Source organism: Kitasatospora sp. cg17-2, from assembly GCF_054031055.1.
Window position 1 is genome coordinate 5,588,002 of sequence record NZ_CM132923.1, and the last position, 16,351, is coordinate 5,604,352.

At 72.3% G+C, this 16,351-nt stretch carries 17 protein-coding genes; 8 read left to right on the top strand and 9 right to left on the bottom strand.

Annotation, left to right across the window (positions count from 1 at the left end):
- Positions 1-29: 29 nt before the first annotated feature.
- Together ACW14Y_RS23535 and ACW14Y_RS23540 are read left to right on the top strand one after the other, a co-directional pair.
- Positions 30-197 (top strand): hypothetical protein, encoded by a 168-nt coding sequence (locus tag ACW14Y_RS23535; protein ID WP_456983376.1) that lies wholly within the window; start codon positions 30-32, stop codon positions 195-197.
- A 41-nt stretch (positions 198-238) separates the two neighbouring features.
- Positions 239-2,536 (top strand): FxsB family cyclophane-forming radical SAM/SPASM peptide maturase, encoded by a 2,298-nt coding sequence (locus tag ACW14Y_RS23540; protein ID WP_456983378.1) that lies wholly within the window; start codon positions 239-241, stop codon positions 2,534-2,536.
- Positions 2,537-2,559: 23 nt separating this feature from the next.
- Here ACW14Y_RS23540 and ACW14Y_RS23545 read toward each other — a convergent pair whose 3' ends face one another.
- From ACW14Y_RS23545 to amcB, 4 genes are all read right to left on the bottom strand, one after another.
- Complete coding sequence (locus ACW14Y_RS23545) at positions 2,560-3,279, bottom strand: hypothetical protein (protein ID WP_380391837.1); 720 nt, start codon at positions 3,277-3,279, stop codon at positions 2,560-2,562.
- 22 nt (positions 3,280-3,301) lie between these two features.
- Positions 3,302-3,988 (bottom strand): pentapeptide repeat-containing protein, encoded by a 687-nt coding sequence (locus tag ACW14Y_RS23550; protein WP_380391833.1) that lies wholly within the window; start codon positions 3,986-3,988, stop codon positions 3,302-3,304.
- A gap of 61 nt (positions 3,989-4,049) precedes the next feature.
- Positions 4,050-4,223, bottom strand: coding sequence for a multiple cyclophane-containing RiPP AmcA (amcA, locus tag ACW14Y_RS23555; RefSeq protein WP_375995634.1), 174 nt, complete (start codon positions 4,221-4,223; stop codon positions 4,050-4,052).
- On the bottom strand, positions 4,220-5,362 hold the full coding sequence (gene amcB / locus ACW14Y_RS23560) for a cyclophane-forming radical SAM peptide maturase AmcB (RefSeq protein WP_456983381.1): 1,143 nt from the start codon (positions 5,360-5,362) through the stop codon (positions 4,220-4,222). Before amcB ends, amcA begins: the two co-directional genes overlap by 4 nt.
- Before the next feature lie 154 nt (positions 5,363-5,516).
- Between amcB and ACW14Y_RS23565 the strand changes: the two genes are divergently transcribed.
- From ACW14Y_RS23565 to ACW14Y_RS23575, 3 genes are all read left to right on the top strand, one after another.
- Complete coding sequence (locus ACW14Y_RS23565; protein ID WP_456983383.1) at positions 5,517-6,722, top strand: helix-turn-helix domain-containing protein; 1,206 nt, start codon at positions 5,517-5,519, stop codon at positions 6,720-6,722.
- 181 nt (positions 6,723-6,903) lie between these two features.
- Positions 6,904-8,151, top strand: coding sequence for a sensor histidine kinase (locus tag ACW14Y_RS23570; RefSeq protein WP_456983385.1), 1,248 nt, complete (start codon positions 6,904-6,906; stop codon positions 8,149-8,151).
- The gene (locus ACW14Y_RS23575) at positions 8,139-8,789 is read left to right on the top strand and encodes a response regulator transcription factor (protein ID WP_380435870.1); all 651 of its coding nucleotides are present in this window, start codon (positions 8,139-8,141) and stop codon (positions 8,787-8,789) included. The genes ACW14Y_RS23570 and ACW14Y_RS23575 overlap by 13 nt, the downstream gene beginning before the upstream one ends.
- Positions 8,790-8,846: 57 nt before the next feature.
- Here ACW14Y_RS23575 and ACW14Y_RS23580 read toward each other — a convergent pair whose 3' ends face one another.
- Entirely contained in the window at positions 8,847-9,041 is a 195-nt protein-coding gene (locus ACW14Y_RS23580) for a DUF397 domain-containing protein (RefSeq protein ID WP_380391813.1), read from the bottom strand.
- 2 nt (positions 9,042-9,043) lie between these two features.
- Positions 9,044-9,913 carry a helix-turn-helix domain-containing protein gene (locus tag ACW14Y_RS23585; protein ID WP_380307111.1) on the bottom strand — a complete coding sequence of 290 codons (870 nt, stop codon included), beginning with the start codon at positions 9,911-9,913 and terminating at the stop codon, positions 9,044-9,046.
- Between the two features lie 211 nt (positions 9,914-10,124).
- Between ACW14Y_RS23585 and ACW14Y_RS23590 the strand changes: the two genes are divergently transcribed.
- Both ACW14Y_RS23590 and ACW14Y_RS23595 read left to right on the top strand, forming a co-directional pair.
- Positions 10,125-10,502 (top strand): ATP-binding protein, encoded by a 378-nt coding sequence (locus ACW14Y_RS23590; protein ID WP_380391810.1) that lies wholly within the window; start codon positions 10,125-10,127, stop codon positions 10,500-10,502.
- A gap of 183 nt (positions 10,503-10,685) precedes the next feature.
- Positions 10,686-11,648, top strand: a complete 963-nt coding sequence (locus tag ACW14Y_RS23595) for a 2-hydroxyacid dehydrogenase (RefSeq protein ID WP_456983388.1) — start codon at positions 10,686-10,688, stop codon at positions 11,646-11,648.
- Between the two features lie 48 nt (positions 11,649-11,696).
- Here the strand turns inward: ACW14Y_RS23595 and ACW14Y_RS23600 are convergent, their stop codons facing one another.
- Positions 11,697-12,389 (bottom strand): TetR/AcrR family transcriptional regulator, encoded by a 693-nt coding sequence (locus ACW14Y_RS23600; protein WP_456983390.1) that lies wholly within the window; start codon positions 12,387-12,389, stop codon positions 11,697-11,699.
- 108 nt (positions 12,390-12,497) lie between these two features.
- Here ACW14Y_RS23600 and ACW14Y_RS23605 point away from each other — a divergent pair, with 108 nt between their 5' ends.
- The gene (locus tag ACW14Y_RS23605) at positions 12,498-13,718 is read left to right on the top strand and encodes a Rossmann-fold NAD(P)-binding domain-containing protein (protein WP_456983392.1); all 1,221 of its coding nucleotides are present in this window, start codon (positions 12,498-12,500) and stop codon (positions 13,716-13,718) included.
- Positions 13,719-14,066: 348 nt separating this feature from the next.
- On the opposite strand, the gene ACW14Y_RS23610 is transcribed toward ACW14Y_RS23605, so the two are convergent.
- A complete protein-coding gene (locus tag ACW14Y_RS23610) occupies positions 14,067-15,014 on the bottom strand; it encodes a DUF4231 domain-containing protein (RefSeq protein ID WP_380391801.1) in 948 nt (315 codons plus the stop codon).
- A gap of 437 nt (positions 15,015-15,451) precedes the next feature.
- A complete protein-coding gene (locus ACW14Y_RS23615) occupies positions 15,452-16,216 on the bottom strand; it encodes an SIS domain-containing protein (RefSeq protein WP_380307125.1) in 765 nt (254 codons plus the stop codon).
- Positions 16,217-16,351 lie beyond the last annotated feature (135 nt).

A 16,351-nucleotide genomic window follows, 5' to 3' on the forward strand; every position in this document is an offset into this window, starting at 1 on the left:
CCACGGGACAGCGAACAGGGAGCGGATCAATGGAATCGCAGATCGCGAAGGAACCGGACGGGCAGGGCCGGGTCGCCGAGCGGCCCGCCCTGGCCGAGCTGGCCAGGCTCGACCCGGGCGAACTGGCCCGGCAGCTGGAGTTGGCCCTGCCGGGTGTGGGTGCCCGATCGGTGGCCTCCTTCAACTCGGCTGTCTGACGAAGTGATTAGTGGGCGTCGGATGCTGGAAATGTCCGGTCATGAGCCCTCATCCGCCGCCGATCACGCAGTTCGTCCTCAAGGTCCACAGCCGGTGCGACCTCGCCTGCGACCACTGCTACGTGTACGAGCACGCCGACACCGGCTGGCGGTCCAGACCGCGGGTCGTCGGGGACGCCGTGCTGGCGCGGGTGGCGGAGCGGATCGGGGAGCACGCGGCCGCGCACGGGCTGACCGCCGTCCGGGTGGTCCTGCACGGCGGTGAACCGTTGCTGGCCGGGCCCGAGGTGTTCCGACGGGCGGCCGGGCTGCTGCGGGCGTCGCTGCCCGAGGTGTGCGAGCTGGACCTGCGGGTGCACACCAACGGCGTCCGGCTGGACGAGGCGTACTGCCGGCTGTTCGACGACCTGGGCATCCGGGTCGGCATCTCGCTGGACGGCGACCGGGCCGCCAACGACCGGCACCGCCGGTTCGCGGACGGCAGGTCCAGCCATCCGCAGGTGCTGCGGGCCGTCGGGCTGCTGCGCCGACCGGGGTTCCGGCATCTGTACGGAGGGCTGCTCTGCACCGTCGACGTGGCGAACGACCCGGTGGCCGTGTACCGGGCGCTCGCCGAACTGGAGCCCCCGGCGGTGGACTTCCTGCTCCCGCACGCCACCTGGGAGCACCCGCCGGAACGCCCGCCCGGTGCGGGCGCGACGCCGTACGCGGACTGGCTGCTGGCGGTGCACGAGCGGTGGGAGGCGGACGGCCGTCCGTTCGCCGTGCGGACCTTCGACTCGGTGCACCGGACGTTGTCGGGGCTGCCCGGCCTGAGCGAGGCGCTCGGGCTGGAGCCGGTGGACCTGGTGGTGCTGGAGACGGACGGGACGTACGAGCAGGCGGACAGCCTGAAGACGGCGTACGACGGCGCGCCGGGGACCGGCATGGACGTCTTCCGGCACAGCCTCGACGAGGTGGCCGGGCACCCGGGCCTGGCCGCGAGGCAGTCGGGTGTGGACGGGCTCAGTGCGGAGTGCCGTGCCTGCCCGGTGGTGCGGTCCTGCGGGGGCGGGCTGTACGCGCACCGGTACCGGGAGGGGTCCTTCGACCATCCGTCGGTGTACTGCGCGGACCTGCGGGCGCTGATCGACGGCCTGGCGTCCCGGGCGGGGGCTGTCCGGCGGCCGGCCGCACCGCCGGTGGATCTCGCGGGGCCGGGGCTCACGGACGAGCAACTGGAAGAACTCGCGGTGGGGTTGGGCAGTCCGGAGACGGTTCGTGCGCTGGCCCGGTCCCAACTGGCGCTCACCCGCACGATGCTGGCCGCCGTGCACGGCTCCTCGGGGGTGGCGCGTTCGGAGGCGTGGGAGCTGCTGGCGGAGTTGGACGGTGCCGAACCGGCTGCCGTGGACGCGGTGTTCGCCCACCCGTACGTCCGGGCCTGGGCGGCCCGGAGGCTGAGCGGCGATCCGGGGGCGGGCCTCGGCACGCTGGCCGAACTGGCGGCGGCCGCGGCGGTGCGGGCGGGGCGGGGGGACGCGGTGGCGGTGCCGGTCCGGGAGGGGGTGCTGCACCTGCCGACGCTGGGGCGGCTGGTGCTGGGCGGGGGAGTGCGGGAGGTGTTGGTGACCGGCGGGCGGGGCGGCTGGACGGCGCGCGCGGATGACGGTGCGGTCGCCGGTCCGGGTGACCCGCGCTGGCAGGCGGTCCGGAGGGTCGGGAAGGGGATCGCGCTGGAGGACGTGGACCCGCAGCGGGGGGTGCACCGGTGGCCGGTGGAGGAGCGGTTGGGTGAGGCCGAGTACCTGCGCTGGGGCGACGATATGTCTCGGGCCGCCGACCTGCTCGACCGTGATCTGCCCGAGTACGCGGCCGGCCTGTGGGCCGGGCTGAGTACGGTCACGCCGTTGCAGCGGAGATCGGACGGGCGCGACGTCAGTTCGGCTGCCCGCCAGGCCTTCGGCGCGGTCGCGATCGCGCGCCCGGGCAGCGCGGAGACGTTGGGGCTGCTGTTGGTGCACGAGTTCCAGCACGTGAAGCTGGGCGCGGTGCTGGACCGGGAGGAACTGTACGACCGGGGTGATACGCGGTTGTTCGAGGCGTTCGGCCTGACGCCGAGGCCGATCGGCTCACTGTTCCAGGCGGTGTACGCGCATTTGGCGGTCACCGCGTTCTGGGGTACCCGCGCCGGTAGGGGGGCGGAGTCGGCCGTGGCCCGCTTCGCGCACTGGCGCGCCCTGACCGACGAAGCCGTGGATCTGCTGGCCGACAGCGGCGCGCTGACCCCGCTGGGGAAGCGCTTCGCCGATGGCGCAAGGGCGTCGGTGGATCCCTGGCTGCGGACCGCCGTGGGGTGACACGAGGCTCGGGGCGACAGGCATCAGACCAGCGATCGGAGGCCACCGCGTGCCCAGTGGCCGAGCCAGAACGCGGCAGTGGACGGCTCGGCTTGGTCCTCGGTGGAGCCGTCGTGGGGCAGCAACTCGGTAGGGGCGACATAGCCCTCCCCGGGGTCGATCCGGAACCGGTAGACGCGGAGCGGGAGTCCGCGGCTGATGTAGGCCCGTAGGTCATCCGTGTGCGGGTATCGCTTCTCGGGTTCGATGTGGAGCGCGGCGCAGATGGCGCGGATGTCGAGGTTGCCGAGCAGGAGGTAGCGGGTGCCGGGGCCAAGGTTGAAGCACAGGCGGCGACGTCCGGTGTGCTTGGCCGAGTAGGGCAGGCGGTCCCAGTTGTCGACGTGGAGGCCGATGCGGCGGCCGTCGCGGTAGTTCGGGGTGGTGGTGAGGGTCCCGGCCGCGCTGGTGGCCCGGCCGAGGTGGACCGCGTCCGGGTCGCCCAGCGGGTCGGCGAGGTTTGCCAGGCTGTCCACTGGGGCCGGGCCGTTGGGCAGCTTCACCAGCTCCACCAGCGTGCTGTCGGCGTGCTGTGCGGTGGGGCGGAAGCCGGCGGCCTCGGCGGTGGAGAGGGGGCGCCAGGGGCCGTCCGGGAGGACGGCCCCTGGCTCGTAGTCCACGTCGTCGTGGGTGGTGCGAACGGCGGCGCTGTCGCAGCGGGCTATGAGAGCGGCAGGGTCGGTGTGAGCGATGGCGAAGGTCACGCGGGTTTCCTCCGGGGCTGGTTCACCGGTCGTCGAGAGTGTCTGCGAAGGTCACGTCGAGTTCGGCGATCAGGGCTTCGGCGAGTTCGGCCTGCTGGGTACGGTCGATGACGACCTTGGCGAGGTGGGCGACGCCGCGAAGGGTGGTCAGGTCGTTGCCGCGAAGATCGAGGCCCTGGTACTTGCCGCGGCCGAACTCGGTCAGCCGCAGAGTGCAGGTGTCCAGGACGGAGCCGGTCAGGTCGCAGCCGGCGAAGGAAGCCTCTGTGAGCACGCATCTGGTGAAGGCGACCGGACCGGTGGCTCGGACCTGTTCGAAAGCCGAGTAGTCCAGCTTGCAGTTGTCGAAAAGGACGTTGTCGAGGGCCGTGCCGGTGATGCTGGCACCCATGATCCTGCAGTTGCGGAAGACGACGCGGGAGAGCTTGCTGTCGGTGACGCGGGCGGCTGCCAGGTCACAGCTGTCGAACTCGACGGAGTCGACACGTACCTGGTCGAGCTGGAAGCGGTCGGCCCGCAGACCGGTGACGCGGCCGGTGATCAGTCGGGTCTCGGCGAGGTCCAGGTCCCGGAGATCGGTGTCGCCGTACTGGAAGTCCTGGACCAGGCCGCGCGCTGACTCCAAGGTGGTGACATTGGACAGGTAGAGGCCGGGTTCGCTCAGGCGCGGCAGGGCCACGGTGACGCGGCCGAGGGTGATGCTGTCCACGGGTCTCCCATCTCGGGGGTGCCGGGCCCGCACCGCGCGGTGCGGGCCCGGCACTGTTCGGCTATTCCTTGTTCGGCCAGTTGTCCCAGGTCGGCCGGTTGTCGAACGACGATCCGGTGTTGTCCCAAGTGGGCCGGTTGTCGAACGGGTCGGCGCTGGGGCCGGCGACGGCGGCACCGGTGAGGTCGGCGATCACGGCGGTGTCGCTGGTGGCCAGGAGTTCGAGCAGGGTCATGCGGCTTGCTCCTCACGGACGGTATCGGACAGGGCGGTGACCAGGGCCTGCCGGGACACGCGGCAGTGGTTCGTCTCGGTGGTGTCCAGGCGGCCGTTCTCGAAGTAGCGATTGCCGGCTTGGGCTCCTCGGCAGAAGCCGAAGAACTGGCAGGTGGCCTCGCACTTGTCCAGGCCGGTCACGAACTCGCGCACGTAACGGAGGTGGTGTGCGCGGTCCAGCATGGAGCCGATGCTCTGCTCCAGGACGTTCCCGGCTCGGAAGTCCTCGTAGGCCGGGTCGGTGATCCCGGCGAGTTCGGGGGAGAGCAGGACGACGTCGCCGTTGGAGGCGACGGTCGGAATCGGGTCGATCAGGGTGCGGTCCCAGTCGGCCTGGCGGCCGTCGCGGACGGCTCGCAGGTAGGCACCGAGCCGGTCGACCTCGCGGACTGTCAGGCCAGGGTGGGCGCGTGACCAGGCGATGGTGCGGCGCCAGAACTCGTGGGCCTGTTCGACGGTCGGCACCGCGCGGTCGGTATTGACGCCCTCCCTCTCCTCCACGTTCAAGCCGACGGAGCGACAGCCGAGGTCGGCCATGAAGTCGAGCAGTGACTCCGGGGCACCGATGCTCTCAGCGCTGACGACCGAGATCGCGGAGAAGCGGACTTCGTGCTCGCGCAGCCGTCCGATGCCCTTCATGATCCGGTCGAAGGCGGGGCGGCCGGACCGGTCCACGCGATGCCGGTTGAGGGCGGCGGGGCCGTCGATGCTGACCCCGATGCGGAAGCCGTACTCGGTGAAGAAGTCGCACCATGCCGGGGTGATCATCACCGCGTTGGTCTGTATCGAGTGCTCGACCAACCCGGCCTGCCGCAGCGGCTCGAACGGGGCCAGCAGCTCGGCGAGCCTGGTCCGACCTACGGTCAGGGGCTCTCCGGCGTGCCAGACGACCTCGACCGGGCGTGGCGAGGTCGTGTCGGTGAACTCGGCGATCGAGCGAGCGACGGCCTCCGAAACGGGTACCGGCATAGGGGTTCGCCGCCTTCGGTGCGGCAGGTAGCAGTAGAAGCAGTTCAGGTCGCACAGGGTGTCGCCCTGGACGATGACCGTGCTGGGGCGGCGGGCGATGCGGTGCCGGTAGCGGGCGAGGGTGTGCATCGTGCGGTCCTCCGGGAGGTATGCGTGCGCACTGGTGCAGTGCTGGCCGGCGTGTTCCACGCCGGCCAGTGGCACCACCTTGGCCGGTGGTGTGTCGCCGAACCAGCTCCGCGTCCTATAGGTCGGCCCTATATTTCGAAGGGCGGCCGAGGAGTTGGACGTGTGGACCCACCCGGATCTGCGAGCCGCGGTGGCGGCCGGGGACTGGCCGGCGGTCCTCAAGAAGTGGCGGGTGCTGACCCGCAGCAGTCAGAGCAGGCTCGGCGCTCTGGTCGGGCTCGCCCAGCCGGATGTGTCGGCGATCGAGAACCGGCGCCGGGAGGTCACCTCGATCGAGGTGCGCCGACGGATCGTCACCGGGTTGGGAGTCCCGGCGGAGCTGTTGACGGGACGGGTCGAGGAGTTGCCGCTGCCCTCGTTGGTGCTCCCCGGGGTCGTGGCCGATCCCGAGGCGGACCGGCTGGTCAGGGTACGGGGCGGGATGCGGCTGGACGCCACCTCGCTGGACGCGGTGGAACGGCTGCTCGCCGAACACCGCCGGGCCGAGGACACCCTCGGAGCACGAGTGATGAACGGCGTGGTCACCGCGCAGTTCACGCAGGTGGCCACGTTCTACGACCAGGCGCGCGGACCGCTGGCCGACCGTCTGGTGAAGATCCTCGCGGAGTACGCGCAGTTCCTGGCGTGGCTGGCGCAGGACCAGGACAACGCCCCGGCCGCGCTCGGCTGGTTCGACCGTTCCTACGACTGGGCGCTGGAGTCCGGATACGGCGACATGGCGGCCACCACCATGAGCATGAAGGCCCACCTGGCATGGTCACAGGGGAACGGCCGTCGCTGCACGCGGCTCGGGGAAGCCGCCGCGGCCACACCGGGTGCGAGTGCGGCGACCAGGGCCATGGCGCTGCAGATGGCCGGCCGTGGACACGCCCTGGACGGTGACGCCGTGAGCGCCTACCGGCGCTTGGACGAGGCCCAGCGGATCATCACCGGCATCGTCGACGCCCCGCCCTGGCTGTACTTCTACGGCGAGTCCTGGTTCGCCGCCCAGCGGGGCATGGCCGAACTGCACCTGGGTCGATGGTCCAGCGCTGTCGACAGCCTTCGGGACGGGCTCGACGGCTTCGGCGCAGGTTTTCGTCGTGACCGTGCCTGGTACGGAGCATGTCTGGCGCACGCCTATGCGGGAGCCGGTGAAGCCGAGCAGGCCCTGGCCTGCGCGCTTGGTGTGCTCACCGACGCCAGTGAGGTCGGCCGACCGCATTCCTGGGGCGAACTGCACACCGTGGCCTCCGTCCTGCTCCGACGAGGTGCCCGGGAGGGGCGAGACCTGGTCGATGCGCTGGCGGTGCTGGACTGAAGCTCAGCGGGGTGTTCCGGGCTGCTCCCGCGCCAACGCGGGAGCAGCCCGGAGCAGCCTCCGAGGCTCCGACCAGGACCTGGAGCGACGGCAGATGGGCTCCTTGGTGGTACTGGTTTCACCATCGAATCGGGTCCTGGGCTCATGGCACCCGCCGGTCGTGGTGCTCTAGGTTCGAGCCGTGACGATTCCTCCCGGGCTGCGGCGCTCGGTCCTTCGGGCACGGCGGGACGCCGGGTTCCTGGCCGTCGGTGTCCTGCCGCACCTGGGGCTGGTGCCGGTGTGGAGCTGGGGCCTGACGACTTCTGTCGAGGCCGGGCACTGGCCGCTCGCGCTGCCCGTCTCGGCCGCCGTGATCCTGCTCTGCGTGCCGGTGCTGACGGCTGTGCAGCGGGCCCGGCACCGGGCGCTGCTCGGTGTGTTCCTCCCCCGGCCGACGCCCGCGCCGGAGCGGCGGTGGTGGTGGGCGGCGGCCGTCCGTTGGCTCCGCGCGCCGCGCACCTGGCGGCAGCTCGGCTACCACCTCCTGCTGGGCCCGGTCCTGGCGGTGTCGGAACTGCTGGTGCTCATGGCACTGCCCGTGGGCCTGGCGGGCGCCACCTGCTCCGCCTGGGCGTGGGCCCTGCCGGTGGAGGTGCGCCAGGAGTGGTTCGGCGTCACGACACAACTGCCGGGCTGGACGCTCGGCGGACTCGTCCTGCTCTGCGCCGTACCGTGGGCGTTGGGGGCGGTGGCCCGCGGCGAGTCGCGGGCGGCGACGGCTCTGCTCGGGCCCAGCCCGGCCCAGCAGCTCCGCGAACGGGTGGACGAGTTGGACCAGAGCCGCACCGACCTGATCGAAGCCGTCGACGCCGAGCGTCGCCGCATCGAGCGCGATCTGCACGACGGCACCCAGCAGCGGTTGGTCTCGCTCGCGGTCAACCTGGGCCTGGCGATGGCCACCCAGCCCGACCTGCCGGCCGGCGCCCGCGAAGCGCTCGCCGGGGCACATCTGGAGGCCAAGCTGGCGATCGAGGAGCTCAACGACCTGGTGCGGGGCTTGCATCCGGCGGTGCTCGACGACCGGGGCCTGGATGCGGCGCTGTCCGGACTGGCCGACCGGGCGCCCCTGCCGGTGCGCCTGCGGGTCGATCTGGCGGAGCGGGCGGCGCCCGCCGTGGAGTCGGTCGCGTACTTCGTGGTCTCGGAGGCGCTGGCCAACGTGACCAAGCACGCCCGCGCGACGCGTGCCGACGTGACCGTCCGGCGGGTCGGCAAGGTGCTGCGGCTGAACATCACCGACGACGGCCGGGGCGGGGCCGACGCCCGCGCCGGTACGGGGCTGAACGGGCTGGCCAAGCGCGTCGGTTCCATCGACGGCACCCTCCAGGTCAGCAGTCCGGTCGGCGGACCGACGACGGTGACGGCGGAGTTGCCGTGCGGGCGGTGATCGCGGAGGACTCGGTGCTGCTGCGGGTCGGCCTGGTCAAGGTGCTGGAGATGGGCGGATTCCAGGTCGCCACCGAAGTCGGGGACGGCGAGGCACTGTTGGCGGCTGTGGCGGAGCACCGGCCCGAACTCGCCCTGGTCGACGTCCGGATGCCGCCGGGCTTCACCGACGAGGGGGTGCGCGCCGCGGTGGAGATCCGTCGGCGCTGGCCGGGGACGGCGGTGGTGCTGCTGTCGCAGTACGTGGAGGAGCGGTACGCGGCCGAGTTGCTCTCCACCAACACCGGCGGCGTCGGCTACCTGCTCAAGCAGCGCGTCGCCGATGTCACGGAGTTCGTGGCGACGGTGCGGCGGGTGGCGGAAGGCGGCACGGCACTGGACCCGCAGGTCATTTCGCAGCTCCTGCTGCGCCGCGACCTCGACCCGCTGGAACGGCTCACCCCGCGTGAGCGCGACGTCCTCGGGGTCATGGCCGAGGGCCGCTCCAACGCCGGTATCGCGCAGGCGCTGGCGGTCGGCGAGAGCGCGGTGGCCAAGCACATCAACAACATCTTCGCCAAACTCGACCTCCCCGCCGCGGATGCGGACCACCGTCGCGTTCTGGCGGTGCTGAGGTTCCTGGCGGCGTCGGGAACGTGACCGGCTGTGCCTGGCGCTGCTCCCGCGCCGACGCGGGAGCAGCCCGGGGAGCGACGGTCAGTGGGTGAGGTGGTCGAATTCGCCGGCCTTGGCACCTTGGAGCCAGGCGGCGAGCTTGGCCTTGGTGGTGGCGATGGTGACTGTGGGGTCGTCGGATTCGCGGATACGGATGAGTTCGCCTTCGGATGCGACTTCGACGCAGTCGGCGGCGTCCCCGCTGTAACTCGACTTCTGCCAGTCGAGGTTTCCCATGGCTACCTCCCCAGGAGTTTGTACCGGATGTGCTGGATCATCCCCCACGAGTCGCGATGGGTGAGAGACGGCCCGGGGGTTGAAGCATCCAAGGACGGGAGTGCCATGCCTTTGAGGCGGTCGAACTTCCGGCGGAACGTGGCCACTGCCTCGGGATCGCCCAGGAACGTCGGACCGTGCGGGTTCTCCAGGAGGACAGTGTCCAGGCGGGTGTGGGGCCCATGCATCAGGAGGAACGCGGTATCGGTGGATGCGTAGACCGTGCAGTCGAACGGGAGGATCTGGATCGTGACGTGCGGCAGGCGTGCCATCTCGATCAGATGGCTCAGCTGTTCGCGCATCACGGCCGGACCTCCGTACGCCATGTGCAGGGCCGCTTCATGGATCACGGCATGGAAGGGCGGGGCGCTCTCCGTCGTGATCAACCGTTGGCGACGGCCCCTGAACTCGACCTTCCTTTCGGTGTATCCGAGGATGACCTCGCTGTATGCCTTGGTCTGCAGGAGGCCGGGAATCAGGTGTGTCTGGTAGCTGCCGAACGACGTGGAAGTGGCTTCGAATTCGGCCAGATCGAGGGATTCCGGCACCACGTGCGGTCGGTACTCGCTCCACCACCCTTTCCCGTTGCTCTGGCACATGGCGACAAGGCCGGCCCGGTAGTCGGGGTCGGTGACGCCGCACGTGTCGAGCCAGAGTGTGAGTCGCTCAAGGTTGAGGCCGAGTCGGCCCGCCTCGGTGTGACTGACGGCGGGGCCCTTCATGCCGAGCAGGTCGCCGATCTCGGCGGCGGACAGTCCTGCGGCATTGCGCAGTCGTCTGAGCTCATCGCCGAACCGGCGCTGACGTTCGCTGATGTCGGTCCTGAAGCCCATGTGCGTGCCTCCTGTGCGGATGAGTGACCTCGCATCCGAAGCGTACCGACTGTAGGGGGGTGAATACAGGGCGTGTTGCATAGTTGAGGTATTAGTGGCTACAGTTGCTATGCACAGCTCGCCGGACGGCTCGTCAGTGGGACGAGCTTGTAGGGCAGTTGATCGTGATCGGCCTCCGGTGAGCGCCCTCACACCCGCAGGGAGCTTCCCCGTGTGTAACCCCAACCTCAACTCCCCCTCCCTCATGCTCGCCCGTCAGTCGTTGCGCGACTCGATGTCGCGCGCCGGGTGGGACGACGCGCGCATCTTCGACGCCGAGCTCGCGCTCGCCGAGCTGATCGTCAACGCCTGGCGGCACGGCCGTACCGCCTCCCCCGTGGTCCTGATCGCCATCGACGGCCTCACCCTCCGGGTCTCGGTCGGCGACGAGAGCCACGACCTCCCCGAACAGCGACGATCCCCCGCGCTCGGCGAACTCGCCGAGTGCGGGCGGGGGCTCCAGCTCGTCGAGGGGCTGACCCAGCGCTGGGGTGCCGATCCCCAGAAGAGAGGCAAGCTCGTCTGGTTCGAGCTGGACTCGGCCGCGTGACCGTCGTCGCCGCCCTCCTCGTCCTCGCCTCGGCGCTGGTCGGAGCGGTGAGCGAGCTGCTGACGCGATCGGTCCGGGACCGGGTCGACCGGGCGGGCAGCACGGTCGACCGGTAAGTGCCATCTATGGCACCCAAGCCCTCGCCCGGGCCGGGCGAGGGCCCACCGCGTAAACTCCGGGCCTGTGAACGAGCAGCCTCCGGTCCTGGTCACCCGTCGTCTCGCGCCCGGTGTCGTCGAGCGCCTCTCCGCGCAGGTCGAGGTCTCCCTGCACGACTCCGAACTGCCGATGAGCCGTGAGGGTCTGCTCGAAGCCGTGCGCGGTCGTCGGGCCCTGATCACCACCCTCGACGAGCGGGTCGATGCCGAGCTGCTGGACGCCGCCGGCCCGGACCTCGCCGTCGTCGCCAACCATGCCGTCGGCTACCACAACGTCGATGTGGCGGCCTGCGCCGAGCGCGGCATCACCGTCACCAACACCCCCGGCGTGCTGACCGCCGCCACCGCCGACATGGCCTGGGCCCTGCTGCTCGCCGCCACCCGCCGGCTCGGCGAGGGGGAGCGGCTGCTGCGCTCCGGTGAGCCGTGGGCCTGGGCGCCGACCTTCATGCTCGGTCTGGAGCTGGCCGGTACCCAGCTGGGCGTGCTCGGTATGGGCCGGATCGGGCAGGCGGTGGCCCGTCGGGCCAAGGGCTTCGACATGCCCGTCCGCTACCACAACCGCAACCCGCTGCCGCCCGAGCAGGCCGACGGCGCCGAGTGGCTGCCGCTGGAGCAACTGCTCTCCACCTCCACCGTTCTGGTGGTGACCTGCCCGCTGAGCGAGGCCACCCGGCACCTGCTGGACGCCCCCCGGCTCGCCCTGCTGCCGCCCGGCGCGGTGGTGGTGTCGATGACCGCCGGGGTCGTCGACGAGGTGGCGCTCGCCGCCGCGCTGGACTCCGGCGCGCTGTTCGCGGCCGCCGTCGACAACTTCGAGCGCGAGCCGGCCGTCCCGCCCGCCCTGCTCGCCCAGGACCGCGCCGTCCTCGCCCCGCACCTGGGCAGCGCCACCGTCCGTACCCGCCAGGCGATGGGCAACCTGGCCGTCGACAACGTCGTCGCCGTCCTCGCCGGCAAGGACCCGGTCACCCCGGTGTCGCGGTAGCGGGGGCCTGTCGTCGGGACGCCCCGGCCTGCGGGCCGGGGCGTCCCCTCATGGGCCGGCGCGTCGGGCGATCAGTGCCTCCAGGCCGTCCAGGATGCGCTCGACCCCGAACGTCAGGGCCTGGTCCCGTCCTTCGGCCGGTGCGGTCATCGCCGCCAGGGTGGCCGGGTAGTCCTCGCCGTGCTCCCGCAGTACTCCGGCGAGGGCTGCGACGAGGTGGGCCTCGGCCTCCGTCCCGCTCGCCCGCGACTGCTGGGCGATGCCGCGGACGTGGCTGGTCAGCAGTACGACGGCGTCGAGCCGCTCGCCGCCGGTGAGGCCCTTGCCGTCCAGTGCGGTGAGGGCGCGTTCCACCCAGGACAGTTCCCCCGGGCCCATCAGGCGCGCGCCCACGGTCGCCTCCAGGAGCCAGGGGTGCCGTGCGAAGGCCAGGTACAGGGCCGTGGACCAGTCGGTCAGGTCCGCGCGCCAGTCGTCGCCCGTGAGTACCGGCGGGGCGGTGACCGCCCGGTCCGTCATCAGGGCGATCAGCTCCGCCTTGCCCGGTACGTACCGGTAGAGCGACATCTTCGTCTTGCCGAGCAGCTCGGCGACGCGCTGCATCGACAGGGCGGCCAGGCCCTCCGCGTCCGCGACCTCGATGCCCGCCCGGGCGATTCCGTCCAGGCTCAGCGCGGGTTTGGGGCCTCGCCGGGGCTGGGCCCGCGGACCCCAGAGCAGCCGTGCCAGTTCGTCCGCCATCGCTTCTCCCGCCCGCCGTCAGGCTTGCCACATCCCAAAACTGTGTCTACCGTACACAACAGCAAACAGCGTCCGCTGGACACAGTTTTGATCGAGGGGTGGAACTCCATGGGCACGAAGGTCCTGATCTCCGGAGCCGGCATCGCCGGACCGGCACTGGCGCTCTGGCTCGGCCGGTACGGCTTCGAGGTGACGGTGGCCGAGGCGGCCCCGCACCTGCGCGGCGGCGGCCAGGCCGTCGACTTCCGCGGCACCACCCACCTGACCGTGTTGGAGCGCATGGGCGTGCTCGACGACCTCCGCCGGATCCGCACCGGCGGCAGCCCGATGCGCTTCGTCGACGAGCGCGGGCGGACCAGGCTGCAACTGCCCTCCGAGTTCGCCGGCGGCGACGTCGAAGTCCTGCGCGGCGACCTCGTCCGCGTGCTGTACGAGCACAGCCGGCCGTTCACCGACTACCGCTTCGGCGAGTCCGTCGGCGAGCTCCGCCAGGACGCCGACGGCGTCCACGTCCGCTTCCGCGGCGGTGAGGCCCGCACCTTCGACCTTGTCGTCGGGGCCGACGGCCTGCACTCCAACGTCCGCCGGCTCGCCCACGGTCCCGAGGAGCGCTACGTCACCCACCTCGGCCACTACGCCGCCGGCTGGTCGTTGCCCAACTACCTGGGCATCGGCCCGGGGGAGGGCTCCGTCGGCCTCAACGTGCCCGGGCGGCTCGCCGCCGTCGGCACCAGCCACCGGGACCCGGAGAGGGCCGCGGCCTTCTTCGTCTTCTCCTCGCCCGCGCTGACGTACGACCGCCATGACCAGGAGCAGCAGAAGGCGATCGTCGGCGGGGCCTTCGCCGGAACGGGCTGGGAGGTGCCGCGGCTCCTGGCTTCCCTGGCCGAGGCCGACGACCTGTACTTCGACTCCATCAGCCGCGCCGACGTCCCGAACTGGTCCACCGGGCGCGTCGCCCTCGTCGGTGACGCCGCCTGCGGGGCCACCATCGGCGGCATGGGCACCGGCACCGCGATCGTCGCCGCGTACGTCCTCGCCGGCGAACTGGCCGCGGCTGCCGGGGACCACACCGCCGCCTTCGCCCGCTACGAGGGCCTCCTGCGCGGATACGCCCGGGGCTGCCAGAAGGGCGGCGACCGCGCGGGCAGGTTCCTCGCCCCCGGCGCCGTCGGGCTGCGGCTGCGCAACTGGTCGCTGGGCCGTCCCCGCATCCTCGACTGGATGATCGAGGAGGGTCGGAAGGCGACCCACCTCGACCTGCCCGACTACCGCCGGTTCGAGACCGCGCGGGGCGGGGGCGGGACGGGTGCCCGGCGGAGCGGTTGACCTCGCGACGGACCTGAGGCGGGCCCGGTCGGGGTGGCCGCGAGAGTCGTCGGGGCCCGGCCGGGGTGATCGCGAGCGGCGGCGGTTCCCGGCCGGGCCCCGGGTCAGGGGGTGGTCAGCTGCTGGACGACGACCGTCGTGGACAGGGCCAGGTTGACGGTGATGAGTACCCACAGTGACCCGAAGAAACAGGGGTGTTCGCCGGATCCGGCGTCCGGCAGGGCGAAACTCTGCCAGGCGGAATGATCATGAAGAGGGGGAATCCGCCGCAGGAACCTGCACATCCGACCTGCAGGAATTCCGCGGCTCCGCCCCGCTCGCCGTCGGCGCGGGCACCCCGGCGCGGCCTCAGTACTCCCGGTCGGCCGCGCCGTTGACCTCGCGACGGGCCTGCCAGGTGGTGTGCTCGCGGGAGACGGCGTCCTCGGCGTCGCGGGAGAAGCGGGCCCAGAGCTCCTCGGCGTCGGGGGAGCCGAGGTCGAGGTGGGCGAGCTGGGCGCGGATCTGGGCCAGTTCGTCGGCGGCCAGGCCGTACGCGGCGGCGAGCGGGCGGTACTGGCGCAACTGGGCCCAGGCGGTGACGGAGGCGGCCACGGCGGAGACGGCGCCGAGGGCGTCGAAGGAGAAGAGCCCCAGCGCCCGCAGCACCGCGAGCACCAGGCCGAGCAGCGGCAGCACCACGCCCGCCACCCCGGTCCAGAAGCCGGCCCGGGCGCAGTAGCGGGACTTGGAGCGGTACCAGTCCTGCTGCACCTGGATCCGTTCGCGCAGGTAGACGTCCCTCCGCAGGGCCAGCGGCTGTTCGCGCAGGGCGCGCATCGCGGGGGTGATCTGGCTCTCGGCGGGCCGGCCGGCCAGGCCGGGGCCGACCGCGCGGCTGCCCCGGAAGGCGTGCAGCACCCGGCCGAGCTGGAGGCCGTACAGACCCTCGGCGTCCGGCAGCGGCCGGGGCGGCGGCTGGACCGCGTCGGCCCGGACGGCGAACTTCCAGGCCAGGGTCTTCACCGACTCGGCGGCGGCCCGGCCCTCGTACCAGAGGCCCTGCGGGTTCTGCCGGCTGGTGACGGCGGAGAGGCCGATCGCGCCGAGGTAGGCGACGGCGGCGAGCCAGGCCCACGGCCGGCCGTCGGCGGAGCCGGCCGTGGCGGCCGCGACCAGCAGCAGCAGTTCGGCGGCGGAGAGCCGGACGGCCCTGTGCTGCCCCTGCTGGGAGGCCGAGTCGGCCGCCCAGAACAGCTCCGGCAGCAGCTCGCGCTCCCGCACCACCCGGTCCGCCCCGCCCGTGCCCGACGTCATCCCGTCCCCCCGCTCGCAGCTCCACCACCCGCCCCGGCGGTTCTGCCCCGGCGGACGGCCCGGTACGCCTGGGCGGGCAGGCCGGTGCGCCCGGGTGGACGGGCCGGGACGGGGTGGGTGGGGCAAGGGCGGCGCGGGTGCGGGGCGCGTCGGCCGGCCCTCCGGCGGACGGGGTGTGCCGCGGGCACGCCGTGGGCACGGCACGGCGGGCCGCGCCGGACGGTCGGCCGGTGCGCCCCCGCGGGCCCGGGCGGCCCCGGCCGTCGCCGCGCGGCGCGCCCCGACGGCCGACGGCGTCCAGGCCGGCCGGCGGGACGGTCGGCCGGGCGGCGTAGCGGGCCCGGTACCGGCCGCCGCGCCCTCCTACGTCGAACGGGCGGGGCGGTGCGGAGAAGTCCCGGAAGGAGGGGGAAGACCCCGGAAGGTCCCGGAAGGAATCAGAACGTGTAGAAGATCCGGTCGGCGTTGTCGGTCATCTGCTTGGCGTTCCACTCGGTGCCGCCGGGCACGTTGCCCGAGCGGAACAGCGGCGGGGCGGCGCCCTCGCCGGCGAGGGCCGCGTCGGCCAGCCGCTCGACCGCCGAGGCGACCACGGCCTGCATCAGCGCGCTGGTGACGATGGTCGAGACCGGGCCGAAGGTGGTCTCGGCCCCGGGGTGGGTCAGCTCGCCGTCGCCGACCGCGATCTTGTTGTCCAGGACGACGTCGCAGTGGTCCTTGAGGTAGGTGCCGGAGGAGTGCCCGGAGGGGACGGCGCCGGGGTAGGCCAGCGAGGTCAGTCCGATCACCTTCAGGCCGCGCTGCCGGGCGTACTGGGCCAGCTCCACGGGCATGGTCTGCCGGCCCGAGAGCGAGATCAGGAAGAGCAGGTCACCGCTGGTGGCGGGGGTGAGGTCCAGGGTGGTGGTGGCCAGTCCGGAGACCCGCTCCAGGGCGCTCGACAGCGGCGCCGGCATCACCGTGACCCCGGCCATGCCGGGGACCTCGAGCAGGTTGATCGGCACCAGCCCGCCGGCCCGGTAGACCACGTCCTGGGCCGCCAGCGAGGAGTGGCCGGCACCGAACGCGAAGACCCGGCGGTTCCCGGCGATCGCCTCGGCGAGCAGGGCGGCGGCCGCGTCGATGTTCTCCGCCTCCTCCGTCCGCACCCGCTGGAGGTGGGCGATCGCGGCCTCGAAGTACCGGCCGACCAGCTCGCTCATCTGCTGCCTTCGCTCTCTGCCGGTGGGGGGCCCGGCCGGGTGGCGCGGCCGAGATGGTCCGGACCGCTGGTGGAGAAAGCTACGGCCAGCACCGTGCTGCCTCACCGGTGCCGCTGTCAACAGGCACGAAATGCC